The sequence below is a fragment of the Chryseobacterium sp. genome, from assembly GCF_022869225.1.
Taxonomy (GTDB): Bacteria; Bacteroidota; Bacteroidia; order Flavobacteriales; family Weeksellaceae; genus Chryseobacterium.
The window spans coordinates 3,323,825-3,350,432 of the sequence record NZ_JALIHL010000001.1; the positions used below are offsets into that span (position 1 = coordinate 3,323,825).

General features: G+C 37.5%; 28 protein-coding genes and 1 pseudogene. 12 read left to right on the forward strand and 17 right to left on the reverse strand.

The features are described 5' to 3' along the window. Nucleotide 1: 1 nt before the first annotated feature. The 3 genes from MUW56_RS15590 to MUW56_RS15600 all read right to left on the reverse strand — a co-directional run bounded on the left by MUW56_RS15590 (nt 2) and on the right by MUW56_RS15600 (nt 2,990). Nucleotides 2-829: a proline/glycine betaine ABC transporter permease gene (locus tag MUW56_RS15590; protein WP_292014043.1), complete on the reverse strand. Its 828-nt coding sequence runs from the start codon at nt 827-829 to the stop codon at nt 2-4. Nucleotide 830: 1 nt separating this feature from the next. Continuing rightward, nucleotides 831-2,081, reverse strand: coding sequence for a glycine betaine/L-proline ABC transporter ATP-binding protein (locus MUW56_RS15595; protein ID WP_292014044.1), 1,251 nt, complete (start codon nt 2,079-2,081; stop codon nt 831-833). A 543-nt stretch (nt 2,082-2,624) separates the two neighbouring features. Continuing rightward, nucleotides 2,625-2,990: a DUF1304 domain-containing protein gene (locus MUW56_RS15600; RefSeq protein ID WP_292015423.1), complete on the reverse strand. Its 366-nt coding sequence runs from the start codon at nt 2,988-2,990 to the stop codon at nt 2,625-2,627. A gap of 64 nt (nt 2,991-3,054) precedes the next feature. Between MUW56_RS15600 and MUW56_RS15605 the strand changes: the two genes are divergently transcribed. The 3 genes from MUW56_RS15605 (at nt 3,055) to MUW56_RS15615 (ending at nt 4,570) form a co-directional block, all read left to right on the forward strand. Next, nucleotides 3,055-3,627 (forward strand): Crp/Fnr family transcriptional regulator, encoded by a 573-nt coding sequence (locus tag MUW56_RS15605; RefSeq protein ID WP_292014045.1) that lies wholly within the window; start codon nt 3,055-3,057, stop codon nt 3,625-3,627. 63 nt (nt 3,628-3,690) lie between these two features. Further along, nucleotides 3,691-4,122, forward strand: coding sequence for a DoxX family protein (locus tag MUW56_RS15610; protein WP_292014046.1), 432 nt, complete (start codon nt 3,691-3,693; stop codon nt 4,120-4,122). Between the two features lie 4 nt (nt 4,123-4,126). Further along, nucleotides 4,127-4,570, forward strand: a complete 444-nt coding sequence (locus tag MUW56_RS15615) for a carboxymuconolactone decarboxylase family protein (RefSeq protein WP_292014047.1) — start codon at nt 4,127-4,129, stop codon at nt 4,568-4,570. 287 nt (nt 4,571-4,857) lie between these two features. Here the strand turns inward: MUW56_RS15615 and MUW56_RS15620 are convergent, their stop codons facing one another. From MUW56_RS15620 to MUW56_RS15635, 4 genes are all read right to left on the reverse strand, one after another. After that, nucleotides 4,858-5,841 carry an aldo/keto reductase gene (locus MUW56_RS15620; protein WP_292014048.1) on the reverse strand — a complete coding sequence of 328 codons (984 nt, stop codon included), beginning with the start codon at nt 5,839-5,841 and terminating at the stop codon, nt 4,858-4,860. 203 nt (nt 5,842-6,044) lie between these two features. Next, nucleotides 6,045-6,797, reverse strand: coding sequence for a type 1 glutamine amidotransferase domain-containing protein (locus tag MUW56_RS15625; protein WP_292014049.1), 753 nt, complete (start codon nt 6,795-6,797; stop codon nt 6,045-6,047). Between the two features lie 2 nt (nt 6,798-6,799). Beyond that, entirely contained in the window at nt 6,800-7,087 is a 288-nt protein-coding gene (locus MUW56_RS15630; RefSeq protein ID WP_292014050.1) for a putative quinol monooxygenase, read from the reverse strand. Continuing rightward, complete coding sequence (locus tag MUW56_RS15635; RefSeq protein WP_292014051.1) at nt 7,084-7,701, reverse strand: NAD(P)H-dependent oxidoreductase; 618 nt, start codon at nt 7,699-7,701, stop codon at nt 7,084-7,086. The genes MUW56_RS15630 and MUW56_RS15635 overlap by 4 nt, the downstream gene beginning before the upstream one ends. A 290-nt stretch (nt 7,702-7,991) precedes the next feature. Between MUW56_RS15635 and MUW56_RS15640 the strand changes: the two genes are divergently transcribed. After that, on the forward strand, nt 7,992-8,738 hold the full coding sequence (locus MUW56_RS15640) for a metallophosphoesterase family protein (protein ID WP_292014052.1): 747 nt from the start codon (nt 7,992-7,994) through the stop codon (nt 8,736-8,738). Nucleotides 8,739-9,154: 416 nt separating this feature from the next. Then, nucleotides 9,155-10,075: a LysR family transcriptional regulator gene (locus tag MUW56_RS15645; protein WP_292014053.1), complete on the forward strand. Its 921-nt coding sequence runs from the start codon at nt 9,155-9,157 to the stop codon at nt 10,073-10,075. Here MUW56_RS15645 and MUW56_RS15650 read toward each other — a convergent pair. Beyond that, nucleotides 10,028-10,495: an N-acetyltransferase gene (locus MUW56_RS15650; protein ID WP_292014054.1), complete on the reverse strand. Its 468-nt coding sequence runs from the start codon at nt 10,493-10,495 to the stop codon at nt 10,028-10,030. The genes MUW56_RS15645 and MUW56_RS15650 overlap by 48 nt on opposite strands. Beyond that, complete coding sequence (locus MUW56_RS15655) at nt 10,496-10,930, reverse strand: GNAT family N-acetyltransferase (RefSeq protein WP_292014055.1); 435 nt, start codon at nt 10,928-10,930, stop codon at nt 10,496-10,498. Between the two features lie 348 nt (nt 10,931-11,278). Here MUW56_RS15655 and MUW56_RS15660 point away from each other — a divergent pair, with 348 nt between their 5' ends. The 3 genes from MUW56_RS15660 to MUW56_RS15670 all read left to right on the forward strand — a co-directional run bounded on the left by MUW56_RS15660 (nt 11,279) and on the right by MUW56_RS15670 (nt 13,951). Continuing rightward, entirely contained in the window at nt 11,279-12,154 is an 876-nt protein-coding gene (locus MUW56_RS15660; RefSeq protein ID WP_292014056.1) for an aldo/keto reductase, read from the forward strand. Between the two features lie 176 nt (nt 12,155-12,330). Then, nucleotides 12,331-13,389, forward strand: coding sequence for a nitronate monooxygenase (locus tag MUW56_RS15665; protein ID WP_292014057.1), 1,059 nt, complete (start codon nt 12,331-12,333; stop codon nt 13,387-13,389). 268 nt (nt 13,390-13,657) lie between these two features. Next, nucleotides 13,658-13,951 (forward strand): hypothetical protein, encoded by a 294-nt coding sequence (locus MUW56_RS15670; RefSeq protein WP_292014058.1) that lies wholly within the window; start codon nt 13,658-13,660, stop codon nt 13,949-13,951. Between the two features lie 278 nt (nt 13,952-14,229). Here MUW56_RS15670 and murC read toward each other — a convergent pair. The 8 genes and pseudogenes from murC to MUW56_RS15710 all read right to left on the reverse strand — a co-directional run bounded on the left by murC (nt 14,230) and on the right by MUW56_RS15710 (nt 21,666). Beyond that, a pseudogene (murC, locus tag MUW56_RS15675) lies at nt 14,230-15,566 on the reverse strand (UDP-N-acetylmuramate--L-alanine ligase). 6 nt (nt 15,567-15,572) lie between these two features. After that, on the reverse strand, nt 15,573-16,010 hold the full coding sequence (locus MUW56_RS15680; protein WP_292014059.1) for a hypothetical protein: 438 nt from the start codon (nt 16,008-16,010) through the stop codon (nt 15,573-15,575). A gap of 16 nt (nt 16,011-16,026) precedes the next feature. Further along, complete coding sequence (locus MUW56_RS15685; RefSeq protein ID WP_292014060.1) at nt 16,027-16,833, reverse strand: 1-acyl-sn-glycerol-3-phosphate acyltransferase; 807 nt, start codon at nt 16,831-16,833, stop codon at nt 16,027-16,029. A 27-nt stretch (nt 16,834-16,860) separates the two neighbouring features. Beyond that, nucleotides 16,861-17,490 (reverse strand): CoA pyrophosphatase, encoded by a 630-nt coding sequence (locus tag MUW56_RS15690; protein WP_292014061.1) that lies wholly within the window; start codon nt 17,488-17,490, stop codon nt 16,861-16,863. Nucleotides 17,491-17,767: 277 nt separating this feature from the next. Continuing rightward, complete coding sequence (locus MUW56_RS15695; protein WP_292014062.1) at nt 17,768-18,235, reverse strand: OsmC family protein; 468 nt, start codon at nt 18,233-18,235, stop codon at nt 17,768-17,770. Between the two features lie 238 nt (nt 18,236-18,473). Next, nucleotides 18,474-20,033, reverse strand: a complete 1,560-nt coding sequence (locus MUW56_RS15700) for a ribonuclease E/G (RefSeq protein WP_292014063.1) — start codon at nt 20,031-20,033, stop codon at nt 18,474-18,476. Between the two features lie 368 nt (nt 20,034-20,401). After that, nucleotides 20,402-20,692, reverse strand: coding sequence for an HU family DNA-binding protein (locus MUW56_RS15705; protein WP_002984212.1), 291 nt, complete (start codon nt 20,690-20,692; stop codon nt 20,402-20,404). A gap of 302 nt (nt 20,693-20,994) precedes the next feature. Further along, nucleotides 20,995-21,666 carry a response regulator transcription factor gene (locus MUW56_RS15710; RefSeq protein ID WP_292014064.1) on the reverse strand — a complete coding sequence of 224 codons (672 nt, stop codon included), beginning with the start codon at nt 21,664-21,666 and terminating at the stop codon, nt 20,995-20,997. Between the two features lie 179 nt (nt 21,667-21,845). Between MUW56_RS15710 and tssO the strand changes: the two genes are divergently transcribed. From tssO to tssR, 4 genes are read left to right on the forward strand one after another with little or no spacing between them, the layout of a single operon-like run. Then, nucleotides 21,846-22,382: a type VI secretion system TssO gene (gene tssO / locus MUW56_RS15715; protein WP_292014065.1), complete on the forward strand. Its 537-nt coding sequence runs from the start codon at nt 21,846-21,848 to the stop codon at nt 22,380-22,382. Nucleotides 22,383-22,391: 9 nt separating this feature from the next. After that, nucleotides 22,392-22,916, forward strand: a complete 525-nt coding sequence (locus MUW56_RS15720) for a type VI secretion system transmembrane protein TssO (protein ID WP_292014066.1) — start codon at nt 22,392-22,394, stop codon at nt 22,914-22,916. 54 nt (nt 22,917-22,970) lie between these two features. After that, entirely contained in the window at nt 22,971-23,882 is a 912-nt protein-coding gene (locus MUW56_RS15725) for a PKD domain-containing protein (RefSeq protein ID WP_292014067.1), read from the forward strand. Nucleotides 23,883-23,929: 47 nt separating this feature from the next. Further along, nucleotides 23,930-26,335, forward strand: a complete 2,406-nt coding sequence (gene tssR, locus MUW56_RS15730; RefSeq protein WP_292014068.1) for a type VI secretion system protein TssR domain-containing protein — start codon at nt 23,930-23,932, stop codon at nt 26,333-26,335. The last annotated feature ends 273 nt before the right edge of the window (nt 26,336-26,608 follow it).

Below are 26,608 nucleotides of genomic sequence, written 5' to 3' on the forward strand. Positions count from 1 at the left end.
CTTATTGTTTTTTCTTTACAAATCCCTGGGTAATCCGGTCAAGGATAATAGCTAAAATCACAACGGATAAACCGCTTTCAAATCCTAATCCGATATCCAGATTATTAATTCCTTCCAGTACTTTTTCCCCTAAACCGCCTGCTGCAATCATTCCTGCAATAACAACCATGGATAAGGATAAAAGGATGGTTTGATTGATCCCTGTTAAAATCGTTTTCATGGCTAAAGGAAGCTCTACTTTGAACAGGATCTGACGGTTGGTGGCTCCAAAAGCCCTGGCGGCTTCCACAATATCTTTCGGAACCGCTTCAATTCCCAATGTCGTTAACCGTACTGCAGGCGGCATCGCAAAAATGATCGTTGCAAAAGCACCGGGTACTTTACCGATACTGAAAAACAATACAGCAGGAATCAGGTAGACAAATGCCGGCATGGTCTGCATCAAATCCAGTAAGGGACGGATGATTTTATCTGCTATTGTACTTTTTGCAGCTAAAATTCCCAAAGGGATAGAAATGATAAGGGCAGTAAGGGTGGATACAAAAATAAGTGCCAGGGTTTCCATGGTTTCTTTCCATAATCCCATTAAAAATATTAAACTCAGTCCGGCTGCAGTGACCACAGCAATGCCTTTTCCGGCTTTCCATAATGCAAGCAGCGTAAAAAAGAGGATGATAACATAAAAGGGAGTGTTTACCAAAACCCATTCAATCCCCATAATAGAGGAGTTTCCTATATGTTTTATGACATCAAATACAGGTTTTCCATTTTCTGTGAGCCAATTGATTGCAGTTTCTACATATTGGCCTATATCTATAGTTTTATTCATCTTATTGATTGTTTGCGATTTCTTTTAATTCAATGATCTCTTCTTCGTTGAACTTGGTAGCTTCTATCACAAGAGATAACTGGGTGACAAGACCTAAAAATTTATTGTCTTCATCGATTACAGCGATGGCTGATTTACTTCCGGAAATCAGCGGCAGCATTTCTTCTACAGTAACTTCCGGATAGACTGAAGGAACATTGCTGTTGATAATTGATTCCACCGTAGGCTCTTTCTTTCTGGCAATGCGGACGACATCGTTAAGCGTTACAAAACCCAGGAATTTATTCTGAAAATCTACGACAGGTAAGTTTTCCAGACCTGTGGCTCTCATTTTTCTTAAAGCTCCTTCAGGACCGTCTTTTCTGAAACGTACTACCGTAGCTTTGTCGAACATTAAAGATCTCGCGGTGATGATTGTTTTACGGTCCACCTTCTCTACAAATGCTTTTACATAGTCACTTGCAGGGTTGGTTAAAATATCTTCGGCTGTTCCTATTTGTTCTATGACCCCATCTTTCATAATAACGATACGGTCTCCGATTTTAATCGCTTCGTCCAGGTCGTGAGTAATGAAGACAATGGTTTTTTGCAGTGTATTCTGCAGTTCAAGCATCTGATCCTGCATTTCAGATTTTATCAAAGGATCCAGTGCGGAGAAGGCTTCATCCATAAGCAGTACTTCAGGATCGTTCGCCAGAGCTCTTGCTAATCCTACTCTCTGCTGCATTCCTCCTGAAAGCTGGGAAGGATACTGGTTTTCAAAACCGTTTAACCCTACAATGTCAAGTGCTTTCTGAGCTTTTTTATCACGGGAAGCTTTGTCTTCTCCTCGGATTTCCAGTCCGAAACCTGCATTATCTAAAATAGTATGATGGGGCAGCAATCCGAATTTCTGAAATACCATACTCATTTCCGTTCTTCTAACTTCCAGAAGCTCTTTATTATTTTTACCGGTAATATCATCGTCATTGATATATACTTTTCCTGAAGTAGGTTCATTCAGTCTGTTAAGGCAGCGCAGTAAAGTAGATTTTCCGCTTCCTGACAATCCCATGATGACAAAGAATTCACCTTCATAGATTTCAAAACTTGCTTTGTTGATTCCTATGGTGCAGCCTGTTTTTTCCAGAATTTCCTTTTTGGAAAAACCTTTGTCCAGAAGTTCCTGTGCTTTTTCTTTGTTTTTACCAAAAATAATAGTCAGGTCTTCCACTTTAAGTTTTACTTTTCTAGTGTTTTCATTTTTTTCCATATTCAGATTTTTTTCAATTTATAAATGATATAAAAAATTGTACACCCATTAATTATACTATGTTTAGCCTTTGTTGCCCTGCTGATGACCATAGCGCAAAATAATCTGTAGAGCTTATAATGATAGAAGCTTTTTACAAAAAAATAATACCATAATGACCCTGAGGTCTTATGTTTATTTTAAATATTTCAATAGATTATACTCTAGAAAAAGAGTGTATCATGTAAAAAGAAGTTAATCTTTTACATAGATTCTACAATTAAATTACGGATGAGGTAATTACAGATATGTGTACTGAACAACTTGAATTGCTACATTTCATCAAAATGCAGACCAGTATAAAAAACCTGTGTATCAATTTTTTATGACGGTGCAAATTTACAACTTTTATATTAAATGGATTTTTTGAGACGTAAGAAGCTGGTTGTAAGCCTGATTACGGAATGAAATATTCACAGCAGTTTTTTCCCTTATCATGAAACATAAGAGAGTATTGACCGTGTAAATATTTTTAAGAAGATCTTTATCATATGACCCATGTAATTACTTCAATAAAACAGCAATAATGGCTAGAATAGCAGGCAAGGCCTGAACGAAAAATATTTTTTTAGTTGCTGAGATTGCTCCATAAATTCCAGCTACAGCCACACATCCTAAAAAGAATAAAGCTACATTGGTCTGCCATTGCGGATCTTTGATCAGAAACGACCAGATCAGTCCGGCAGCCAGAAAACCGTTGTAAAGTCCCTGATTGGCAGCCAGTCCTTTGGTAGGTTTAAACATTTCTGCAGGCAGAGCTGCTTTAAAAACTTCCTTTCCTTTGGTTTCCCAGGCAAACATTTCCATCCAGAGAATATAAAGATGTTCGAGTGCAACAATGGCGATCAGAATTTTAGCAACGAGTTCCATGATTTCATATTTTGTCATTGTAAAACTAAAAAAATAAAGTTAAGTTTGAGTATTAATTTGTAAGATGGACCCATTCAAAGCACATTTAAATAAATTCATTACCGTAACCGATGAGGAATATCATTCTATTGTATCATTTTTCCAGGTTTTGGAGGTAAAGAAGAAGCAGAATCTGATGCTTGAGGGGGAAATCTGCCGGAATATGTATTTTGTAGTGAAAGGCTGTCTGAGAAAGTTCTTTATCAACGAAAAAGGAGTAGAGAACACTACTCAGTTTGCTATTGAAAACTGGTGGATCACGGATACTTTTGCTTATGAAAGACAGCTGCAGACAGATTTTAATATTCAGTCAGTGGAGCATTCTACTATTTTAGTAATTGATTTTAAAAAACAGGAATTATTGTTTGAAAAGCACCCTGTGATGGAACGTTATTTCAGAATTATTTATCAAAGGGCTTATGCTGCTTCTGAAAGAAAACTCCGCTATCTGTCTGAGTTTTCACGGGAAGAATTATACGTACATTTCAGTACGTTATACCCATGGTTTATTCAAAGAATTCCTCAATATCTTGTCGCTTCTTTTCTTGGATTTACACCGGAATATTTGAGTGAAATTAAAGCAAAATTACGTTCTTAAACCAGTTTAAGTTTTTTACGGATCAGAAACCGGAAATTTGTCATGTGATTAAAAGCTAATGCAATGACAGATATAAAAAATCAATTTCCGCAACTCTCTTTAAGACTGGCTCTTGCCGTTACCATGCTTTCTGCAGTGGCAGACCGGTTCGGGTGGTGGAGCAAAGGAAATTCATCATGGGGAAACATGGAGAGTTTTAAAGAATATACAAGACAGCTGACCTTTTTCCTCCCGGAAACTTTGAGTACGATATCGGCGTATGCTGCTACTTTCTTCGAAATCATTTTTCCTTTGATGCTGATCGCAGGGTTTAAAACAAAAATTGCAGCCTATGGAAGCAGTATCTTACTGTTGATTTTTGCCATATCCATGACCATTGCATCAGGACCAAAAGCTCCACTGAATTATTCTGTATGGGTGGGAAGTGCAGCGGCACTTTTACTGGCGGTACAACACCATTATTCTTTAAGTATTGATCAAATAATCAAAAAATAATATTATGAGTGCAAGATTAAATATTGCAGCAGTAGATTCAGCAGCTTACAAAGCGATGTTAGGATTGGAAGGGTATCTTCAGACCATTTCTTTAAACCATATTCAGAAGGAATTAATTAAAATCAGGGCTTCACAGATTAACAAATGTGCTTTCTGCCTTGATATGCACACCAAAGATGCTCTGAAATATGGTGAAACTCCTCAAAGAATTTTCATTCTGGATGGATGGACAGAAGCCAAAGAACTTTTTACAGAAGATGAACAGGTTCTTTTGGCCATGACAGAAGAGATCACTTTGATCAGCCATGAAGGATTAACCGAAGAAACTTACCAAAAAGCGAAGTCCATTTTTGATGATAACCAGATTGCTCAGATCATCATGGCGATTGTAACGATCAATGCATGGAACAGAATTGCAGTAAGTACACATCTTCCGATTGCAAAATAGTGAAGTCAGGAAGCGGGGAGATGGAGGATGGAAGTTAATGAAGACTGCATCATCTACGGATGTTTACTTTATTTTAAAAACGGCCTTTCAAATTTGAAAGGCCGTTTTGATGCAAGATGCAAAGTGACAGTGTAACACAGTTTGGGTATTAATTCTAAAAATAAATTCAAAGGTTAGTTTTATTTTTTAAACCGGAATTGCATTGTCTCTCTGTTCTTTAGATATGTTATTATTTTTTTACTCTGATAGTCCTTCTAACTTCCAGCCTCCTTCTTCCAGCGTTTACATTAAATTTCGCTCAACGCTGAGTTGATGAAGTTCAATTCTACCTGTGAAAGATCAATAGACATTGCTTTTGCGTTTTCAATGGCTTGCTGTGCGTTTCTTGCTCCTGCCAATACTACTGTAATGGCTGGCTGTAAAGTAGTCCATCTTAATACCAGCTGGGAAAGGCTTGCTCCTTTTTCCTGAGCGATAGGTTCTATTTTTTCTAAGAAAGTTTTTACTTTATTCAAATCAAACTGTGAAAAATAGCCGTTTCTGTGATCGTTATCTTTCAATTGGGTTTCTTTGAAATATTTACCGGTTAAAAGACCTCTTTCCATTGGGCTGTACACGATAATTCCTGAATTGTTCTCCAAAGAATAAGGTACAAGATCGTTTTCAATGCCACGGTTCAGCATGCTGTAAGAAACCTGGTTGCCGGCAAGCTTTAAAGTTCTGTTGGCTTCTTCCATTTGGGCAACACTGTAGTTACTTACCCCAGCAGCGCAGATTTTTCCCTGTTGGATCAATAGTTCCATTGCTTCCATTGTTTCGCAGATCGGGGTTGTGCTGTCCGGCCAGTGAAGCTGTAAAAGGTCGATGTAGTCTGTACCTAATCTTTTTAAGCTTTCCTCAACTTCTTTAATAATGTTTTCTTTGGAAGCCAGTTTATAAACCGGAATTGTTTTCCCTTCGTCTTCTGCGTCAAAGAAAAATTCTCCTTTACCGTTATTGCTTCCGTCCCATACCAATCCGAATTTTGTTAAAAGCTGGATTTTTGAACGGTCTTTTCCCTTGATGGCTTCCCCGATCATTTCTTCGCTCAATCCGAAACCATAGAAAGGGGCTGTGTCAATAGAAGTTACCCCATGATCCAGTGAGGCGTGGATAGAGCTAATGGAATCCTTTTTTTCATTACCTCCCCACATATTTCCGCCAATTGCAAAAGCTCCGTGGGTGATGGCTGATAATTCTAAATCGGTGTTTCCTAATTTTCTGTATTCCATTTTGTCTGTTTTAAAATTGATTGTTTTATTAAACCACCCCGTCAAATTTTCAATTTGCCACCCCTCCGGAGGAGGGGAACTCTCGCCATTTCAATGGTGACACTTTTAAGAACTTAAGTGTTCTTCTCTGCATTTTGGATAGCAGCTTATTTTTAATTAAGTGTTTGAAAACTTTTGTGACTTTTGTGGTTAAACATTGTCTGTTATTTCTTTAATTCTTTTAGGATAGCTTCTCCAACGCTTTTTGCAGACTGTGGATTCTGTCCTGTAATCACTCTCTGATCCGTTACCACATGATTTTCCCAAAGTCCGGATTTTTCAAATCTTGCCCCTCTTTCTTTTAATTTGTCTTCCAGCAGGAAAGGAACAACGTTTGTCAGCTTCACTTCCGATTCCTCTTCATTGGTAAAAGCATTGATCTTTTTCCCGTCAACCAGGTATTTTCCGTTATTCAGTTTGATATTGACCAAACCGGCAGGCCCATGGCAGACTCCTGAAACGATGCCGCCGTTTTCATAGATTTTTGAGGCGATATCTGCCAGCTCCTTATTGTCTGCAAAATCCCACATGGCGCCGTGTCCTCCTGCATAAAAGATGGTTGAATAATCATTTGGATTTACCTGGGAAGGCTGTAAAGAATGATCAATTTTGTTTTTGTATTCTTTGTTTTCCCAGAACTCTTTATTGACAGGGTCTTTTAAATCGAATCCATCTACCGGAGGAGTCCCGCCTTTCGGACTTACGAAATCGATTTCATAGCCTGCTCGATGAAGGACTTCCCATGGGTGAGAAACTTCTCCTAAATAATATCCTGTATCTTCACCGGTACTGCCTTTTTTATCATGGCTGGTTACGACAAATAAAATTTTCTTTTTCATATTTTTTGATGTTTTGGTTTGTGCCTGAACGAATCCTATTGTAAGGATGGCTAATATTAAAATTGCTGTTTTTTTCATGTTTAAATGATATGGGTGGTATAAATCTGTGGTTTTTCCTGAAGTTTTTCTTCAACCAAAGCTCCGAAAGCCTGGATATAAGGCTGCTCGTTGTGCAGGGCCAATCCATCTTCGCTTTTCCATATTTCGTAGAATACGAACTGGTTTTTGTCTTCAATTCCCTGGTGAAGATTGTAGAGTTCGCAGGCGTCTTCTTTTCTTGTTTCCTTTACCATATTCTGCAGAACTTCCAGTACTTCTGTCCTGTGCTCTTCTTTGGATTTTATAACTGCTGTAAGGTGAATTTTCATGATACTAATTCCGGTTTTAATTCTTTTTCAAATACGTTTTTTATATGTTCCCTGTAAAGCTTCATATCGCGTTCGATATTTGCATTTTTTTCTACATCATGAAAGTGGAAGCTTTCCAGTTTTTCTAAAGAAACAAACGCATTCATCCTATGAAAACCAAATAGGGGGCCGTCATCTACACTTCTTTCGCTGAAGAATTCTCCGGGAAGAGTAAAGGCTGTTTTAGGAGCATTCCAGCTTGTGGTCAGCATATATTTTCTACCGCCAAGCATTCCTCCTGTACCGTAGTTGATTTCAGGGTTTTCAGCATTTCTTCCGTCACTCATATAAATTCCTTTCGCGTGGCCGGCTGTAAACACTTCGTCGATATATTTTTTTAAACCATTCGGAAGCTGGAACCACCAGATCGGAGTGTGGTAAATAATGTAATCTGCCCAGACAAATTTCTGTACTTCTTCATCTTTGTCATAATTGTCACTTACATGGGTTATCTTTACTTCTACAGTATCGAATTCTTTAAGAACTTCTATCGTGTTTTCTGCAATGGTCTGATTATATTTTCCTCCGGAATGTCCAAAGTTTTGTCCTCCATTGATGATTAATACTTTTTTCATTTTTTGATGATTGTTTAAATTTTACCCTGCAAAGTTAGGATGGATGATTGTATAATAAAAATAATATAAATGATAAAGAAGTATCAGAATAATTATACATTTATTTTATGGTATGGTGAATGGACAATTTGTTTCGCTTGTCAATTTTCCGGTACTGCAGCTCCTGACATTTGAAGTTTATGTTGTTTCCCAATTACGGATGATTCACTCTTTTATGGGTAAATATCATATTCCTCGTGAATTGAATTCCTTTTCTCTCTTGTAAATTTGTGATGACAAATAGAGTGAATATGATACAGATTGCCGTTTTTAGTGATGTACATGGAAATCTTCCTGCCCTGGATTCAGTGCTGAAGGATATAGAGGAAAGAGGGATCAGTCAGAAATTTTGTCTGGGAGACCTTGTAGATTTTGCGCCTTGGGGCAATGAAGTCACAGAAAAGATCAAAATGTTGAATATTCCTTGCCTGATGGGAAATCATGATGAAAGAATCGCCTTTGATATTCCTGTTGTTCCTTTGTCTAAACATTCAGAAGAAGAAACCAATGCCAGGTTCATTGCTATTGATCATTCCAAAAGAAATATTACAGAAGAGAACAAAATATTTTTATCAGCCCTTCCTTTTCATATGAAGGTACAGTATAAAGTTGGCGGGAAGCACTGGAATATCCAGCTTGTACATTCAAGTTTATCGAGTAATGATACTTATCTGTATGAATCGGAAGATGATGAGGTTTTTGATCTCATGCTGAGAGAATCACAATCTGATATCATTGTGATGGGGCATACCCATTTATCATTTAAAAAACAGCTTGAAAATCATAAATGGGCCGTCAATTGCGGCTCGGTAGGGCGTTCCAAAGAGCAGAACCGGCTGGCTTCCTATGTGATTTTAACGTTAGATGAAGAAAAGATCACGCCGCAGATTGTACAGTTGGGCTATCCGCTGGAAGAAACAGTCCGGAAGATTGAAGAAAGTGAGATCCCGGATTATTATGCAGACTTTTTAAGAAATGAAAAGGTGCCGCATGGGTAAGTTTTTTCTTTAATAATAAAATTGGTTTCAATGGAGCAGGGTAAAATAATATCAATTGAAAATTACTGTTTACCGGTACTTTAAGGCAGATCCTGCTGCCAGTAAAGAATTGTCAGGCGTAAATATTCCTTTTAGAGTTGATGAAGACCTGTTTTATTTAAGAAAATCACTTTTTTACAAAGCTTGAAAACAGCAGGTAGCAAGTGATGATTTTAAAAAAGCTTTTTCAATGGTCAAAACCTGGCCACCCGCGTAGAATGAAGTCATGAATATTGATCTTTCAAAGACTGTAAAGAAAGTAGAATGTCCCGTTTATTTTTCGGTAGGTAAAAACGATACGGATTGATCTATTGTAGAAGTGATATCAGTATTATAATTATTTTGTATTTTTGTATTATAATATTAATAATTATGTTATGGTTAATTTAGAATGGTATCGTACTTTTAAAGCCATATATAAAACGGGGACATTAACGGGAGCGGCTGACGCATTGTTTATCTCACAGCCCGGAGTGAGTTTGCATCTAAGTTCTCTGGAAGCTTATGTCGGATATAAATTATTTGACAGAACCGGCAGAAAGATGATTCCGACGGAGCGGGGAAAAGTATTATTTAACGCGGTTGCCGAACCTATTGGCAAGCTGGAGGATGTAGAGAAGAATTTTCAGAAATCTACAGAAAAGCATACCCCTACAATCAGTGTGGGGATGTGTTTTGAAACCTTTCAGACTACCCTGGAACAATATGTTTCCACATTGCCTTTTAATCTGATCATTAGCTTTGGAGAATATCCGGAAATGCTGGATCAGCTGGATAAAGGCATCCTGGATCTTATCATTACCCCTAAAAAAGGAGCGTCACCGAATATAGAGCATGAGGCTTTTTCTTCCGAGCAGATCATTCTGGTAGGAGGCAAAGAGGTGGATAAAGATAGCTTCAATAAGGTTTTAAAAACAAAAGATATTGAACCGATAGAAGAATGGCTGAAGAAAGAGAAATGGTACGGAACTACCGGAGATATGGAACATCTTTTCCAGTTTTGGACCTTAAATTTTGGGCATAAACCCAATTTCCGCCCCAATTACATCGTTCCCAATTTAAACTCCATCATCCGTTGTTTGAAAGGAGGAACCGGACTGGCCGTTATTCCTGATTTTCTATGCAAAAATGAAATAGAGAACGGGGAAGTGAAACTGATCTGGGAGGGAAAGAAAAAACTGGAAAATACCCTTTATTTCGGGTGCCGAAAAAAGACGAACTACCAAACGGAGATAGAGCATATCAAAGAACTATTCCGTAAGGTTATGGGCAAGCAGAACCATATCACGCATCTGTAAGCCGTTTTCATAAATAGGATCAGGATAATTTTCTATAAAAAAGTTTTTACGGATTCCCTTTCTGATAAAACTGTTTTTCTCATAAAATCTGATCTGTTGGAACCCTGTATCTGAAGTTCCAACAGTCAGGGTTTTATAATGATTTTCTCTGGCAATTTCCTTGGCCTTATTGATCAGGATGCTTCCGATTCCTTTACTCCTGTAGCTTTCAATAACGGCAATATTTTTAATTTCCAGTTCTGTATCACTGTTTTTATATAAGGCCATAACAGCAATATCCTGTACTCCGTCACGTAAAAGATAAATATCGGAATTGAAAATGTACCCATCAATGGCTTCGGTAGTTTCATCTGCCAGTAATAGCAGTTCATACGGGATGGGTAAACCCGGACTGTGGAGGTTGAAAGTGAAATTTTCCATTTACAGGCTCATATGAATAAGGGGATAATCTTTTCCCGAACCGTCTTTCTCTGACCTGCCAACCTTTCTGAATCCCATATTTTCATAGAATCCAATAGCCTGCGGATTTTGTTCGTTTACGTCTACTTTGGTAAGACCTGTTTTCTCTTTCATAAATTGATACAGCTTTTTCCCATAGCCTTTTCCACGGGCGTCATTGTGTATGAAAAGCATTTCCAGACTGCCTTCCGATACAGATGCAAAGCCTTTAGCATCATCATTTTCTGTAATTAAATAAACGTCCAGATTGGGGAGATAATCTCTTGGGATAACCTCTTTGAAATAGTTAAAATCGTCTTCAGCTAGGAAATCGTGGGTAGCTTTTACCGCAGATTCCCAAATTTCCATAACTTTTGGATAATCCTCTGCTGTAACCAATCTGATATTTTGTGACATGATTTGAAATTTATACAAAAGTAGAAAAAATAGTGGTGAGATGCCAGCAGGAGCGCAAATTTGAAGCTGGGAGATGGAAGTTAGAAGGTAAAAGTTAGAAGCTGAAATGTTAGGTTTTTATTGACTACGCATTCCCCTTCTCTGAAGGGGTGGATTTTTGCAAAGCAAAAAGACGGGGTAGTTAAAAATATGGTACATAATGCTTTGCTCCTTTGCGTTTCCAACATATCTAGAAACTCATCAAATGCCTTTCATTGCAGAAAACAGTAAAATTGGTAGGCAGAGTTTCCGATTTTTTATCGCAAATTTGTGTAATCACTTTATATTAAAATCAAAAATTAAGAGAGTATGCAAAAGAAAACCTATACAGGACAGCCTGTGGTAACCTTAAATAACGGAGTGGATATTCCGGCTTTGGGATTTGGAGTTTGGCAGATGGAAGATCTGAAAGAATGTGAAAATGCGGTAATTAAAGCGATTCAGACCGGATACAGAATGATTGATACTGCTGCAATATATCAGAATGAAACAGCCGTTGGAACGGCGGTGAAAAATAGCGGGGCAGACAGGGATCAACTGTTTATCACTTCAAAAGTATGGGTTCAGGACCACGGCTATGAAAAGGCGAAGAGCGCTTTCCAAAGAACACTGGACAGGCTGCAGATGGATTACCTTGATATGTATCTTATCCACTGGCCTTATGGAGACTTTTTAGGCACATGGAAAGCTTTGGAAGACCTGTACCGGGAAGGAAAGATCAAAGCAATAGGAGTCTGTAATTTTACTATCGAGAAGCTGGAAGAATTAAAGGCTCATTCAACGGTCTTACCGGTAATCAATCAGATTGAACTGCATCCTGTGTTCCAGCAAAAAGAATTACAGGTATATGATAGAGAAAATAACATCATAACACAGCCGTGGAGTCCGCTAGGAAACGGTAATGCCAACCTTTTAAGCAATCCTGATCTTAAAGCGATCGCAGAAAAATATGGAAAAACTGTAGCCCAAGTAATTTTGAGATGGCATCTGCAGGAAGGATTTGTAGTAATTCCAAAGTCTGTTACCCCATCAAGAATCGAAGAAAACTTTAATGTCTTTGATTTTGAACTGACAGAAGATGAAATGAATATTGTCCGTTCTTTAGATACAGGGAAAAGATTATTCTTCGATCCTAAAGATCCTGAATGGGAACAGAAAATGTTAAATTCCGTAGCGGATATTTAATAAAAAATAGCGATTAAAAATATTCCCGCAGGTCCCATAAATTTCACGGATTAAAATCTGTGTACTGTGTGGGATCTGTGGGATTTTCATTTAAAATTATCTTTGTGAGCAATATCATATCATTGTAATAAAGAGCATTGTCCGCTTATTTGTACCTTTTAATTAAAATAATTCTTATGTTTTGGACAGATACAATCAGTAAAAAATTAGGAATACAATATCCTGTAATTCAGGCTCCGATGTTTGGAGTAAGTACACCGCCGATGGCTGCAGCAGCAGCCAAAGCAAATTGTCTGGGGTCTTTGGCGCTGGCAGATCTCTCAGCAGATGAATGTATTGAACTGATCCGGGAAACAAGGAAGCTGACCGATCAGCCCTTTGCTGCGAATATTTTTGTACATACGATTCCTGAGATAACAGATGATTTACAAGAAAAATTTGTCAAAGCCAGGCAGTTTATACAGCTGGTGGCTGCAGAACACAATATTGAAGTCAGTCTTCCTGAACTTGAAGAGATCAAAACCAACAGTTACCACGAGCAGGTAAATGCGATCATCGCTGAAAAATGCAATATTCTGAGTTTTACATTCGGGAATCTGGATGATAAAAGTATTCAGAAATTAAAAGAAAACGGAGTTACCCTTATCGGGACGTGTACGTCGGTGGAAGAAGCTTTGCTCCTGGAAAAATCCGGGATCGATATCATCTGTGTACAGGGAATAGAGGCCGGGGGCCACAGAGGGACTTTCAATACAGAATATATTCCGCAGATTGGCGGCTTGTCTTTATTGTCACAGGTTGATGACCAGGTCAATGTACCCTTGGTTTACGCCGGTGGACTTTATAATGCAAAAACATTACACGCTGCAAGAGATTTGGGAGCTGAGGGTTTTCAGGTTGGAAGTATGTTGCTGGCCTCTGAAGAAAGTGCTCTTCAGCCTTTTGAAAAAGAAAGACTGAAAAAGGTGGATGAAAAAGATATTATGCTCACAAAAAGCTTTTCGGGCAGATATGCCCGGGGAATTAAAAATAAATATATTGAAGCTGTTGAAGATTCACCGTATATTTTACCCTATCCTTATCAGAACAAACTGACTGGCCAATTGCGCAAAGTTTCAAAATTACTGCATAATGCTGAATTTGTGAGCATTTGGACCGGACAGTCGATTCACCCTTACAGTGAACTTTCCACTGAAGAAATTTTAAAAAAACTTATCAAGGAATGTGAAAGATAGATCAGTATGCTTTCAGTTTGACAATAATTTTATATTTTCGTGGATCAAGTATCATTTCTATGGACCGGAAAGTTCGTTTGTCGAAATTTTTCAGGACCTCGATTTGATCAGTTATAAAAACTAAAACCAGCGAAAACAAATGAAATTTTCAGCAGGAATACAGAGATCACTTCCATTCGGATATCTATTTCTTGTCGTGATGGGAATATTAAAGGAAAGTGTCTTCTACTACCAGATAGGCATTAATATTCTAAAATACTCTACGATAATGGACATCTTGATAAGTCCGATTGCTACCTTAACAGCTCATCCGATAGTATTGATTGCGCTCACTGCTATAGTCATATTTTCATTTGCCTTTCCGTCCTATTTATCAAAGCAAAGTAGTAAAAATAAAAGATGGGCACTAAAAATGGCTGCCCTTAAAGAGCATGAAAACATGAGTAAGGAGGATATGGAGAACCATTTTACCAATATGTTTGTAAGATTTATGGCCATGATGTTATTGTCTTTCTTTGTAGGAATACGTTGGGGTGAGGGAATGGGACTGACAAAAAAATAAAGGAAAACAGACTTAAATATGACTATAAATTAAACTATGGTGATGATAATTTTGAACAAGTTCATCTGATAGGATCAAACAGTATGTATTACATTTATCTGGCCAAAGGAAATAAAACGATAAAGATTGCACCGGTAGGATCAATAAAAAGTGTTGAACTGACCAATAACAGAAAATTAAGCAATGAGTGATCAGTAAAAGACTCTGTGCTGGCTCTCGATAAAACAGTATTTAACAAAAAAGCTTCAGATCATATTTCTGAAGCTTTGTAATTTATTTTACTTTGTCAAATCCAGTCCGCCAAAATTTCCGGAGCTCATCATTAAATAAACGCCCTTGGTCTTATCTAACGTTTCCCAATAGGCGTGAAGATCTTCAGCATTGGTCAATACCTTTAGATTTTCATTCTTGAATTTTTCTTTAATTAGCGAAGGAGAGATAGGCTCCATCCTTTTGATCTTAAGAGCATCTTCGGAATAGAAAACCACAGCTTCGTCCAGACCGTCCATGGCATGGTCGTACTGCTCAAGGAAAGCCGGATTTAAACTGGAGTATGTATGAAGTTCCAGAAATCCGTATTTCTTATCATTTTTAAATTGTTCTGTGAATGCCTTTACAGCTGCTTTCACTTTACTTGGTGCATGGGCAAAATCTTTGTAAAGCGTTCCCTGATCCTCTCTTTCTACTTTTTCAAGACGTTTGGAAGCTCCTTTGAAACTCATAATGGCTTCATAGAAATCTTCATCCATGATACCAAGCTGCTGGCAGATGTGTCTTGCTCCTTCAAGGTTCAGTAGGTTGTGGGCACCAAAAACAGAAAGCGGAACATCGCCCATTTCCGTTTTTAAGTATACCTTTCCATTGTTGATCTCATATTCAGGAGTTTTATAAGGAATTTTTCTGAAATAGTTTTCAGCATTTTCAACTACCTTTACCACTTCCGGATCCTCTTCATTGTATACCAAGACTCCACCGGCAGTAATGCTTGCCACAAACTTTCTGAACTGTTCTATATAATCATCAAACGTTTTGAACACATTGATATGATCCCAGGCAATCCCGCTCATGAGTGCAATATTCGGCTGGTATAATAAGAACTTTGAACGCAGATCGATAGGAGAAGAAAGATATTCATCCCCTTCCAGTACCATAAAATCATTGTCCTGGGTCAGTTTTACCATACAGTCGAAACCTTCCAGCTGTGCTCCTACCATAAAATCCACCTCTTTCTGATGGAAATTCAAGACATGAAGGATCATAGAAGTAATGGTTGTTTTACCGTGAGAACCGGCAATGACTACTCTGGTTTTATTTTTAGACTGTTCGTACAGGAATTCGGGATAGGAATAAATCTTTAAACCCAACGCTCTTGCTCTGGCCAATTCAGGGTTGTCCTGGTGCGCATGCATTCCAAGAATGACAGCATCGATATCTGAGGTGATTTTTCAGGAAACCAACCCGTTTCCTGGGGCAATATTCCTTTTTTTTCCAGTCTGGATTTGGAAGGTTCAAAAATAGCATCATCTGAACCTGTCACCTGATATCCTTTATCTTTTAGCGCAATGGCAAGATTGTGCATAGCACTCCCGCCGATTGCAATGAAGTGGGTTTTCAATTGTATTTACTGTTTTTTAACATTGTTATTAATAACCTCCTGGAAAGCCTGAATGATATTGTTCCAATTGCTCTGAAAATTAGGAATGATCAGACTAGCATCTGTTTTGCTTCCCTCATTGGGTCCTCTTTTAACATTGATGGAAATCGTAATATTATCGTAAAGCTTTTTACGGTCTTCCTGTATTCTTCTGAAGTTATTCTGAGAAAGGGTTTGGTCCAGTTTCTTTAAATCTTCATTGGAAATTTTAAAGTCGTGCTTGTATTTTTTTCCCTGGCCCTCAAAAGAGTAGTGTGCATTATTTCCTTTGATCAGCAGATTTTCATATACAGGGGCAAAACCTCCGCTTTTTGAATAGCTGATATCAAAATCGGAGTATACTTTTTGACTGTTGCACGAAACTAATACTATGATTGCGAATAAGATTCCTATTATTCTATTCATAATTTTTTTATTTACTTTAATTATTTGAGTCCTTTTGTTCTAATTTTTTAGCTTTAAGTTCTTCATCATAATTGTGTAATAGATTGAAATCTTCTGTCTGCTCAATGGCAGTCATGATTTTCAATAAAATTTCCGGTGCTTTTTCATTATCGTAGTCGATATCCAAAGGAGCTTTGAATTCCATGGTAGGTTTTACACCGGTCACCTTTACACGGAGTCCTTTTTTATCAAAGGCTCTTCTGAATCCGTTTATTTTAATGGGGATAACGATAGGGCGCTGGTTTTTTACCAATTTGGCAGTTCCCCTTCGTCCCTGTGCAAAAGCTGAGGTTGTTCCTTGTGGAAAAGTGGCTACCCAGCCATTGTCCAATGCCTTCATGATGTTATCCACTTCACTCATGTCTACCATCCTGTTGACATTTTTTCCTTCTGCTCTCCAGGTTCTTTTTACCGTTACGGCTCCTGCAATTTTAAAAATTTTAGGAAGGATCCCTTTATTCATGGTTTCTTCAGCAGCTACATAATAAAAATCAATCTTTGGATTCAGCAGGTAAATGGGATTTTTGATGGTATTCAGGTACCCATTGTTTACAGCACAGAATGCATGATACATGGCTGCTACATCTGCAAAATAAGTCTGATGGTTCGATACAAAAAGAACATTGGAATCCGGAAGATCCACAAGGTGCTCTGTACCAGTTATCTTCAATTTATTAAAGCCATTGAATCGTCTGTAGGATACAATTCCTAAAATAAAAATGATAAACCTTTTTAAAAAATAAGGTGTTCCGAATGCATCGGTGAAAATATTTTTCTTCGCCATCTCTCAATTAAACACGGTAGTGCAAAGTTACATTTTTTTCAGCAACTGGCTGAATTCACTTAATATCATGGCTGTAGCGCCCCAGATAATATATCCGTTGAAATTAATCACGGGAACTTCATGACCTCCGGCGCTCGGAAGAGCCATGATTTCCGGAGTGTCAGACAGATTTAAAAAAGAAGTGATGGGAAATTCAATGGTCTCCACAGCTTCGCTCTGCTGAAGAACGAAGACAGGGTTCTTTTTAGTATATGAAATATAAGGATATACATAAAAATTGCTGGGTGGAATGTAGATAGGAGACATTTCCCGGATGATTCTTACATAATGTTTGTCTATCCCGATTTCTTCAGATGTTTCCCGGACAGCGGTTTCAGCAAAATCCTGGTCCATTTCTTCACGCTTTCCACCGGGTAATGAAATCTGGCCGCTATGCCGGTCATGCTCATTAATTGTTCGCTGGATCAATGGAAAATACCATTCGTTGTCTTTTAAATATAATATAATGTTGACAGCAGCAAATTTGGGATTTTTTGCCAACACTTCATCATAGGTGAAAACCGGCCGGTAGGGAGGGGAGAATATCCCATGCGCATGTTCGCCGGGCAATTCTATACTTTTAATTTTTCTCAATAAATCTTTTCCAAAATTTTCCATAATCCAAATTTAGCAATATATCTTGAAGAAATAAGGAGGCTTAACAATAATTAACCATGTAAGTCTTCCGGTTAAATAATGGTCAATGGTGAATTTGCTTGATAAGTGAATTATGAATGGTCAATGATAATAAAAACAGCTTTACACCCTGAATCTTGAACTTCCAATGTCAATGGTCTATTTGTATCCCGGAAGTAGTGAATTCACAAGAGCATTAATGGGAAAAGCGGATGGTCCGGTGATTTTTTACTTATAGCTGTTAATTGTATCTATCAAATTATTTAACTGATATGAGAGGGATATGGTTGACCGGAAAATTGACTGAATTGGCAATAAAACAGTACTCATTGGCTTTATGATGAAGCAGCGCTGCTTTTTCAATCATTGATTCTTCTGCTACAGTGACCGCGGGATGAAGGGTTACCTCTGTAAAATGGCCGCTTCCGTTAGCCGTTTCATTCATAATTCCTGTGGCTTCGTCCGTATATTCTGTGACAATAATCCCGGCTTCAGAACAAAAATGAAGGTACCAGAGCATATGACACGAAGAAAGGGATGACAGGAGCATTTCTTCCGGATTATATTTGGTGCTGTCTCCACGGAAAGAGGGATCAGATGAAGCTTCAATAGTTGTTTTATTTTCTACTGAAACGGTATGGCTTCTTTCATAATCTCTGTATCCGCTGGTGCCGGTTCCTTTGTTTCCCGTCCAATGAATTTTGGTTTTGTAGTAGTGTTTTTTCATATTTAAAAGATTAAAAGATGCTGCCATTAAAAATCAATAGGGTAGGTTTTAGCCCACCTTCCAATGTATCATCAATCCATCGGCCTTAGCCAAAACTTAAAAAATTATACGGGTAAACCTTAAATTTCAAACATCTGACATCTGAAATCTAATATCTGACATCTGACATCTGACATCCAGCATCCCTGCCAAAGGTAATGAAAAAACCTCCAGTACAACTGAAGGTTTAAATTTTGTCTTAATTAGAAAATTCGATCAATTCTTCTTTTTTTGAATTGTAAATTTTGTATTCTAAATATTTAAAAGAATCCCTTGGAACAATGGTTACCCATTTTTTGTATTTCATAAACCATTTCATTTGGATACTTTTGATGCCTTTGGTGAGGTAGGCTTCCACAAATGGGTGTACGTGCAGATAAACTTTTCCTTTTTCTTTCTGCAGGATGTTTCTTAAGGTTTCACCCATTCTTTCCACGATCACGATCGGAGCTACAATTTCTCCGTCTTTGTTCGGGTTTTCTTCTTTGGTTTCAATCTGTTTTTCCGGGCGGTTTCTTTGTCTGGTGATCTGGATCAGTCCAAACTTGCTCGGAGGAAGGATTTTATGGCGTGCTTTGTCGCGCTTCATTTCCTCTTTCAGATGTTCAAAGAGTTCTCTTCTGTGCTCAGAGTTGGTCATATCGATGAAGTCGATTACAATGATCCCTCCCATATCACGGAGGCGGAGTTGCCTTGCAATCTCAGTAGCTGCCATTTTGTTCACTTTTAGTGCGTGTTCTTTGTTGACAGCGGTTCCGGTAGTGATATTGTTTCCGGAGTTAACGTCGACGACGTGAAGTGCTTCTGTGTGTTCAATAACAAGATAGGCTCCCTTTGAACTTGGGATGTTGACGTGTTTTCCGAAGCTCTGTTTGAGTTGTTTTTCAACATTGTAATATTCCAGAAGAGGAATATGGGAATCGTAAAACTGGACAATATTTTTTCTTTCCGGAGCAATTACCTCCACATAATTCTTCATTTCGTGGACCATCTGCTCGTCATCACAGATAATATTAACGAAATCCTGATTAAAATTGTCTCTTAAAATAGCTGAAGCTTTATCTTCTTCGCTTAAAACTTTGGATGGAACTTTGTTTCTCTGGATATTTTTAAAAGTGGTTTCCCATTTCTGAATCAGCTGATTCATATCGTTATGGAGGTCGGCTACTTTTTTTCCTTCGGCTACCGTTCTGATGATCACCCCAAAACCTTCAGGTTTGATGCTGTCGATAAGGGTTCTCAGTCTTTCCTTTTCCTCAGAGCTTCTGATCTTTTTGGAAATAGAAACTTTATTGTCGAAGGGAATAAGAACCAGAAAACGTCCTGTTAAAGAAACCTGGGTAGAAATCCTGGGTCCCTTTGTGGAGATAGGCTCTTTAGTGATCTGCAGCAGAACCAGATCGTCCTTTGCAATCACTTTATCTACCGTTCCGTTTTTGTCTATTTCGGGTTGAATCTCGAAATTTTTTAAGCTTGAAGTGCTTTGTTTTTTAGAAATAGTGTCTTTTAAAAACTTTCTGTACGTAAGATATTGCGGCCCCAGATCCTGATAATGCAGAAATGCATCTTTATCATATCCGATATTAACGAATGCGGCGTTCAGATTGGGCGCCAGTTTTTTTACTTTTCCTATAAACAGATCTCCAACTATAAAATCGCTTTTGTCCTCTTGCTCATGAAGTTCACATAGTCTTCCGTCTTCCAGCAGTGCAATCTTTGTAAGATCATCTTCATGCGAAACTATTAGTTCTTTCTTCATTTTGTTATAAGATAAAATTGTTAAGATTATAGGAAATTGGCATGTTTCTCAGTTGATTTATCTATATAAATATAAGAATTTAGAATGAAAATCATTATATTTTTATTAAAATAATATTTGAAACCGGCTGTTTTCCGCGGAATCTTATAGTTGTAAATAAAAATATAGTCGGTGAACCTTAGAAATTTAAAATCACCAACTATATTATTATATTGTAAATCTCGAGAAGAAGAGATTATTTTTTCTTATGTCTGTTTGCTCTTCTTCTTTTCTTTCTTTTGTGAGTCGCAACCTTGTGTCTTTTTCTTTTCTTTCCGCTTGGCATAATTTTAATTTTTTAGTAACTAGTTAATATTCAGTTAATGTTCTTATTTTACTGCAACTTTAGTTTTTACTTTCTCTACAAAAGATTTTGAAGGTTTGAAAGCAGGAATGTTATGAGCAGGAATCTCAATTGCAGTGTTTTTAGAAATATTTCTTCCTGTTTTAGCAGCTCTTGTTTTAATGATGAAAGATCCAAAACCTCTTAGATAAACGTTATCCCCATTATACATAGAAGTTCTGATCTCCTGCATAAAAGCTTCTACAACTTTCTGTGTTTCATTCTTTTCTGTTCCCAACTTATTTGAGATGGTGTTTACCAATTCTGCCTTTGTCATTTCCTTATTTTAATTTTAAATTTTAGGTGTGCAAATTTAGTTAAAAAAATTGAATACTAGCAAATTAGTGGCAAAATATTTTTATTCAGATCGTTGAGTTTTTAATGTATACACTATATTAAGGCGGGGTTAAGATTATTTAATAATTTAATAATATAGCGGTATAACATACCAAAATAACGGCTGAAATAATAAAAAAAAGGATAAAATTGAATAAAATAACAATGTTCTGCAATGATACCATAACCTGTAAATCACAGTATCCCTTTGATTATCTTTTGCCTCTAAAATTGACAATTTTTTTACATACTGGAATTGTAGTATCCATTTTCCACACAGAAACGGATCAAATGAAGTTTCGTCTTCAGTCCCAGTTTTTCCGTAAGCCTGTTGATATAAGTATCAATGGTTCTTGTACTCAAATTAAGCTTTTCAGCAATTTCCTTATTACTGAATCCTTCATAACAGAATCTCATCAGCTGGATCTCTGAAGAAGAGAGCTCTTCCTGGCTTTTTTTCTGACGCTCCATATATTCCTGTACAGCTAACGGCTGCTGCTCCCATTCTTTGGAATACGTCTGATAATCAAAATCATCAGAAGCTATACTTCCTTTGATAATATCTTTTATGGTATTGCTCTTCTTCTGACAGTAGAATATATTCGGAATTTTAGAAAGGATTTCCGCCATATCTTCCTGGTAGGTTCCGGAATAAGTGATAATAGGAGTTTCTGTATTGCTTTTTCTAATGTATTTGATGGCTTCAATACCGCTTAATACCGGCATAAACAGTTCAATAATGAACACGTCCTCCTGCCTTCTGTAGATTCTGTTGACAAGCTCGTGGCCATTGTTACAGTCATTCAGAAGCATATAGAAAGGATTTTCCATAAGCGTTTTGATCATTATTTTCTTAAAATAAAAATCACTGTCAGCAATGGAAAAACGCACAGTATTGGATAATATTTTACTCATTCTTAATATCGATTTGGCGAATGATATTTAAAATTCAGAGGCCTAATTTAGGAAAAACTTATGAAAGAGAAAATTAATATTAAGTTAATCAGGGTTTTCCCGAAAATGGATTGGGGAAATTACGTATTGTGCATAAGATTTTTTTTTTATATTTTCACAGGCCAAACAAATCGCAAATTATGTCTTCAAATAGGGAAAAAAAATTGAACAGATCTGACGTCAGAATGGGCATTTGGAAGTTTATCCTGTCTTTTGCCGTTTTGTCGGCGGTATCCTTTATATGTCTCTTCCTCTTCTTTAAAAGCTATGATAGACAAAGGGAAGGGATCAGCAAAGAGGCCGATGCCTATAAGGAATTGATGCAGCGGAGCGACGTTCTGAAAACCCATGTCGATAATATTTATGACCAAATGACCCAGCTTAATATCAATAAGGTGGAGAATGATGTGTTCCTGAGAACCAGTATTATGGATAATGTAAGGGATGCCAAAAATATTATGGGAAAAGACAGTACCGGAAACTTTAAGCATTATGCTGTCCTGATGAAGCAGATAGGGCCTATACTGGATTTGAAAAATAAGATCATCGAGGTGGAATATAAAAAGAAAGTGGTTCTCCGAGATCTTGAAGAATGTATGAATAAGGTAGGCAGAGCCAATAATGAGCTTAGAAAAGATCCTACAAGGAATTTCACTGGAAGTAAAAGAAGAAAATAAAGAAAGAGCATGCAAGGAAATATTACATTATCTAAAAAGGAAAGGCATTATCAGTTTTTTTATTTGATACTGATGCTGGTGGCTGCTATGATATTTCTCGGAATTATTTTTTTAAAAGGTTTTGAATCTCCGTTTTCAGATGAAGATGTAAGGGGAATTCAGAATCTGGAACAAAAGGCAGAATTCGAACAGCATCAGAAAATTGTTCTTCCGATCATGGACAGTACCTATACCATGATCTCCAAACTTACGGACGAAGCACCGCAGCCATTTGTTGAAAACAACATTATCGTAGGGACCAATGATCTCGCAAACTATTTCGGCAATTATGACGTTGCTGATATCCGAAAAGATGCTTATCCGCAGATTGCAAAATTTTATAAAATGTATTTTGAAGACAAAAAAGTCATTTCAACCACTTCAGAAGATATCAAAAAATTTGAGAAGCAGGTGGAAGACTGCCGAATTGGCTTTAAAGATAAACAGAATAAGCTTTATGAAAGGGAAAGTGCATTGAAAGCACGTACACAATAAGCCAAACAATAAAATAGTAGGAACTTTAAATAAAACACATCACAATTATTAACTATGAATTATTTTCAAAAGAACAAAAAGAACATTATCATCGGTGTTATCGCAACCCTGCTCATTGCAGCGCTCGTTGCATTATGGCTGCAGAAAAAAGTGATCCATTCTGCTGATGATATTGTGGGGGTAGTTTATCCGTCTTCACTGGCGGTGGGAGATACGCTTTTATTTGAAGATAAAACCCAATTTGCAAAGACCAAGAGATGGAATTTTGGAGACGGGACAACTTCAGACAAAAACAGCGGAATTCACTTTTATAACAGACCGGGATATTATCAGGTAAGTTTGATTGTAGACAATAAATACACAAAATCTTTCCCGGTGATGGTTGCTGCAAGAAGTATTCAGAAACCCAAAGACACGGCCAGGATTAAATCAACAATCGAAGCTCCTGTACAGGCTATGCAGAACGAAAATGTACAATTCCGTGCTGTTTCTGAAGCCAAACAATTTGCCTGGAAATTTGGAGAAACCGGAAATACAGATGCTAAAGAAAAGCTTGCCATTTATTCTTATAAAAAGCCGGGCGATTATTTAGTGACTTTATATACAGAAGAAACTCAGGAGCCCATCTACCACCGTATCAAAATTCTTCCTGCATACAACTCTCTGGCGGAAGATGAAGTTTCCGTGGAAGACTCCTACGCAAAAGTGGATAATGATTTCAAATACCACTTACAGCAGATCGCCAATGGAAACAGCTTTAATATGCACTATAATTACCTGTTGAGAACTTACCTGTGTAACAATGAAAATACAGTAGTGAAAGTAAATGACAGTAAAGTAAACAATTTTTACATGTATTGTGCAGGTCTTCAGTTTGATAAAAATACGGTGATCCAAACCGTAAAGGTGAATTTGGATGATACACAAAACTGTGTAACTAAAGTAGATATAAACCAAAGCAAATAATATTTCCGGTCTCACCGGATGTGCCAATCATAAAAAGATAAAATAGGATGAAAAATAAATTTCCTCTAGCAGCATATTATATAGGACTGTCAGTATTGTTGACGGGTTGCCAGGTAAAGCTTCCGTCAAAGAAAACGCCGGAACCGTCACAGTACGGGAAGGTAGATAACTCAACTGTAGTCAACGGGTATCCAAAAAAATCCGTTCCATGGATCGTGATTTCAGACCGATCTAAAAATACGGCCTATTTAGATAAAAATGACGAAAAGTCATATAAGGAAGTTAAATTTCTCGAACCTTTAATGGTTCTAAAACATAGAGACGGAATGGTAAAAGTAGCAGAATACGTTCCGGATGCTTTAATGAAAAAAGTTTCATCAAAGTCAATCAAAACATATGGCTGGATTCCAGAATCTGACCTTCTGCTATGGAATAATTCCTTAAAAAGCGAGAAAACAGGGTATCCTGTAAGAGTAGCGGTAGTTCCTAACAACAGTGAAGTGATCCGAAGTGCTGAAAGATACTACAAGAACGACTCTATTATGGTGTTTAATTCGCCAAGTCTGATTGAAACAGCCAATGTGAAGATTCCTAACGGCCAGATGGTATACGTTTACAAACAGGCAGAAAATAACAAAAGATTCCTGGTTGGTAAAAAGCCTTCCATAGATATAGACAGTATCAGTACAGGCCTTTACGGATGGGTAAGCTCCAATGTGGTTTCTGCATGGGGAGAACGTTCAGCGATCAAACTGAAAAATACAACGGGAATTAATGATACTGCTTTAGGAATTCACGAAGGATATCCGGGAGGATCAGCATCGGATGCTGAAAATAAAACAGCAATTCTTCTTACGGATGTAAACAAAAGAACACCGCTGGAAAATATTTATCCGGTAAATCTTGCTTTGGAGGAAGCTCCAACTCCCGATGTCAAAACAAAATATTTTACCAACATTTTAGATTACAGCAAAAACTATGTCTTCAATGTTCTGGGAGAACCTATTTATTTTGACCGTTACAGAGAGATCACAGAAAAAAATAAAAATATCAATATCGTTTTCGCACTGGATGTAAGTGCTCCAAATGCACCGTATGCACCTATTGTAAAATCATTATTACAGGATTTACAGCTTAGGTTTGAGAAACCATCTTATTTCAGTACGGTGAAGTATGGAGTGGTTTTATATAAGAATAATCCTTGTGGAAACAATCTTTCCATTTCAAATTTAAGTACGGACTACAGCAAAATCACTTCATTTATTGATCAGAAGACCAATGAAATGAACTGTAACAGTAATAGTGGGTATCAACCGGTAGGAGAGGCGCTTTCTGCAGCAGGAAACCTCCTTTCAAACGTTCCGGATGAAACAAATGTTGTCGTAACAGTAGGAACTTCTGCTAACCAGAGCGGAAATATGTACAGTGTAATCAGTTCTCTTACCCAGGCTCAGGCAAGACTGATCATGTTCCAGACAAGCGCCAGGTCTTCAGATACTTATAATGATTTTGTATTGATGGCTGAAAATGTAGTGACAAATACGGCCAAAAATATTGCTGAGCTTAAAAAACAAAAGATCATCAATCAGAATGATGTTCTTACGAAGAATAATTTCAGCTTAATAGAAAGTGATGCCGGGTTCTTTTCGCTGGATTATCCTAAACAGAGTATGTCCCAGGGCTATGTTATTTTCCCTAAAAAAGGAGATGTAGCCACTCCGGGATTCCTTAAAAGATCTGTGGACAGCCTGATTGCACAGGTTACCTTAGACAACCAGACTGTTGATAAGTCGCTTAACGATTACTTCCACTCTTCAGTAGGAGCCGGAAGAACAGATGTGGATTTAAAATACAAATATCTGTATCCGGGGCTTACGAACCCGGTTTCTGCAGGAATTGCAGCACAGCTGATCAACTATGGAAGCCCGTTCCTTGTAAAAGGTTATATTCCAAAAGATCTGAAAGAATTTACCCCCGGAATAGAAAAGGGAATCCTGATCTCTGAAGCAGAATATGACAACTTAAAAGCTTTCTACACAGAGGTATATAGAAATACTGAAGCCGAAAGAGCAGACTTTAATCAGGCAAGAGCCGTTAAAGAATATGTGAAACTGCTGAAGAAATACAATCCGACTATAAAGTTCCTGGACAAAGGAGCGCTGTACGAAATGCCGATGTCTTATGCCATTGGAATGAGCACAGGATTTGATCTTTCAGAAGAAGAGCTGATGGCTAAATATAAATTAAAAGGTTGGAAAAAGTCTAAAATTGTTCCTAACGAAACCGTAAGAAACTATTTCCGCCACTATAAAGATTTAGCGGATAGAATGCTTGCCCACAGAAATGATCCTGCCGTGAAAATTCAGCAGAACGGACAGACATTCTACTGGCTTAACGAGTATTTTACGCCGACAAGGCTTCCGACTGAACAACCGGAATATACTAAACATTAATCGTTCATTTTTTATCATCATAAAGCAGAAGTACTCCTTCTGCTTTTTTTATTGGATTTTTTCTTTGCCAATGAATGGGGAACGAGAGGAGCAGGTTATATGACTTTAAATGGTAAACCGCAGATTACGAATTTTGAATCTATATCCCATAATAAAAATTGACAAGCAAGAGAATGGACATTCCTTATTGGTCTGAAAAAAATATGCTCCGGATCTTGAACCATAAACTTTATATTTTGAGCTTTCAAAACCATTTTATTTCTCATTTAAGTG

Excerpts from the sequence above, each read along its gene's own strand:
- MUW56_RS15590 (WP_292014043.1), bottom strand. The coding sequence starts at position 829 with ATGAATAAAACTATAGATATAGGCCAATATGTAGAAACTGCAATCAAT.
- MUW56_RS15595 (WP_292014044.1), bottom strand. The coding sequence starts at position 2,081 with ATGGAAAAAAATGAAAACACTAGAAAAGTAAAACTTAAAGTGGAAGAC.
- MUW56_RS15600 (WP_292015423.1), bottom strand. The coding sequence starts at position 2,990 with ATGGAACTCGTTGCTAAAATTCTGATCGCCATTGTTGCACTCGAACAT.
- MUW56_RS15605 (WP_292014045.1), top strand. The coding sequence starts at position 3,055 with ATGGACCCATTCAAAGCACATTTAAATAAATTCATTACCGTAACCGAT.
- MUW56_RS15610 (WP_292014046.1), top strand. The coding sequence starts at position 3,691 with ATGACAGATATAAAAAATCAATTTCCGCAACTCTCTTTAAGACTGGCT.
- MUW56_RS15615 (WP_292014047.1), top strand. The coding sequence starts at position 4,127 with ATGAGTGCAAGATTAAATATTGCAGCAGTAGATTCAGCAGCTTACAAA.
- MUW56_RS15620 (WP_292014048.1), bottom strand. The coding sequence starts at position 5,841 with ATGGAATACAGAAAATTAGGAAACACCGATTTAGAATTATCAGCCATC.
- MUW56_RS15625 (WP_292014049.1), bottom strand. The coding sequence starts at position 6,797 with ATGAAAAAAACAGCAATTTTAATATTAGCCATCCTTACAATAGGATTC.
- MUW56_RS15630 (WP_292014050.1), bottom strand. The coding sequence starts at position 7,087 with ATGAAAATTCACCTTACAGCAGTTATAAAATCCAAAGAAGAGCACAGG.
- MUW56_RS15635 (WP_292014051.1), bottom strand. The coding sequence starts at position 7,701 with ATGAAAAAAGTATTAATCATCAATGGAGGACAAAACTTTGGACATTCC.
- MUW56_RS15640 (WP_292014052.1), top strand. The coding sequence starts at position 7,992 with ATGATACAGATTGCCGTTTTTAGTGATGTACATGGAAATCTTCCTGCC.
- MUW56_RS15645 (WP_292014053.1), top strand. The coding sequence starts at position 9,155 with ATGGTTAATTTAGAATGGTATCGTACTTTTAAAGCCATATATAAAACG.
- MUW56_RS15650 (WP_292014054.1), bottom strand. The coding sequence starts at position 10,495 with ATGGAAAATTTCACTTTCAACCTCCACAGTCCGGGTTTACCCATCCCG.
- MUW56_RS15655 (WP_292014055.1), bottom strand. The coding sequence starts at position 10,930 with ATGTCACAAAATATCAGATTGGTTACAGCAGAGGATTATCCAAAAGTT.
- MUW56_RS15660 (WP_292014056.1), top strand. The coding sequence starts at position 11,279 with ATGCAAAAGAAAACCTATACAGGACAGCCTGTGGTAACCTTAAATAAC.
- MUW56_RS15665 (WP_292014057.1), top strand. The coding sequence starts at position 12,331 with ATGTTTTGGACAGATACAATCAGTAAAAAATTAGGAATACAATATCCT.
- MUW56_RS15670 (WP_292014058.1), top strand. The coding sequence starts at position 13,658 with ATGGACATCTTGATAAGTCCGATTGCTACCTTAACAGCTCATCCGATA.
- MUW56_RS15680 (WP_292014059.1), bottom strand. The coding sequence starts at position 16,010 with ATGAATAGAATAATAGGAATCTTATTCGCAATCATAGTATTAGTTTCG.
- MUW56_RS15685 (WP_292014060.1), bottom strand. The coding sequence starts at position 16,833 with ATGGCGAAGAAAAATATTTTCACCGATGCATTCGGAACACCTTATTTT.
- MUW56_RS15690 (WP_292014061.1), bottom strand. The coding sequence starts at position 17,490 with ATGGAAAATTTTGGAAAAGATTTATTGAGAAAAATTAAAAGTATAGAA.
- MUW56_RS15695 (WP_292014062.1), bottom strand. The coding sequence starts at position 18,235 with ATGAAAAAACACTACTACAAAACCAAAATTCATTGGACGGGAAACAAA.
- MUW56_RS15700 (WP_292014063.1), bottom strand. The coding sequence starts at position 20,033 with ATGAAGAAAGAACTAATAGTTTCGCATGAAGATGATCTTACAAAGATT.
- MUW56_RS15705 (WP_002984212.1), bottom strand. The coding sequence starts at position 20,692 with ATGACAAAGGCAGAATTGGTAAACACCATCTCAAATAAGTTGGGAACA.
- MUW56_RS15710 (WP_292014064.1), bottom strand. The coding sequence starts at position 21,666 with ATGAGTAAAATATTATCCAATACTGTGCGTTTTTCCATTGCTGACAGT.
- tssO (WP_292014065.1), top strand. The coding sequence starts at position 21,846 with ATGTCTTCAAATAGGGAAAAAAAATTGAACAGATCTGACGTCAGAATG.
- MUW56_RS15720 (WP_292014066.1), top strand. The coding sequence starts at position 22,392 with ATGCAAGGAAATATTACATTATCTAAAAAGGAAAGGCATTATCAGTTT.
- MUW56_RS15725 (WP_292014067.1), top strand. The coding sequence starts at position 22,971 with ATGAATTATTTTCAAAAGAACAAAAAGAACATTATCATCGGTGTTATC.
- tssR (WP_292014068.1), top strand. The coding sequence starts at position 23,930 with ATGAAAAATAAATTTCCTCTAGCAGCATATTATATAGGACTGTCAGTA.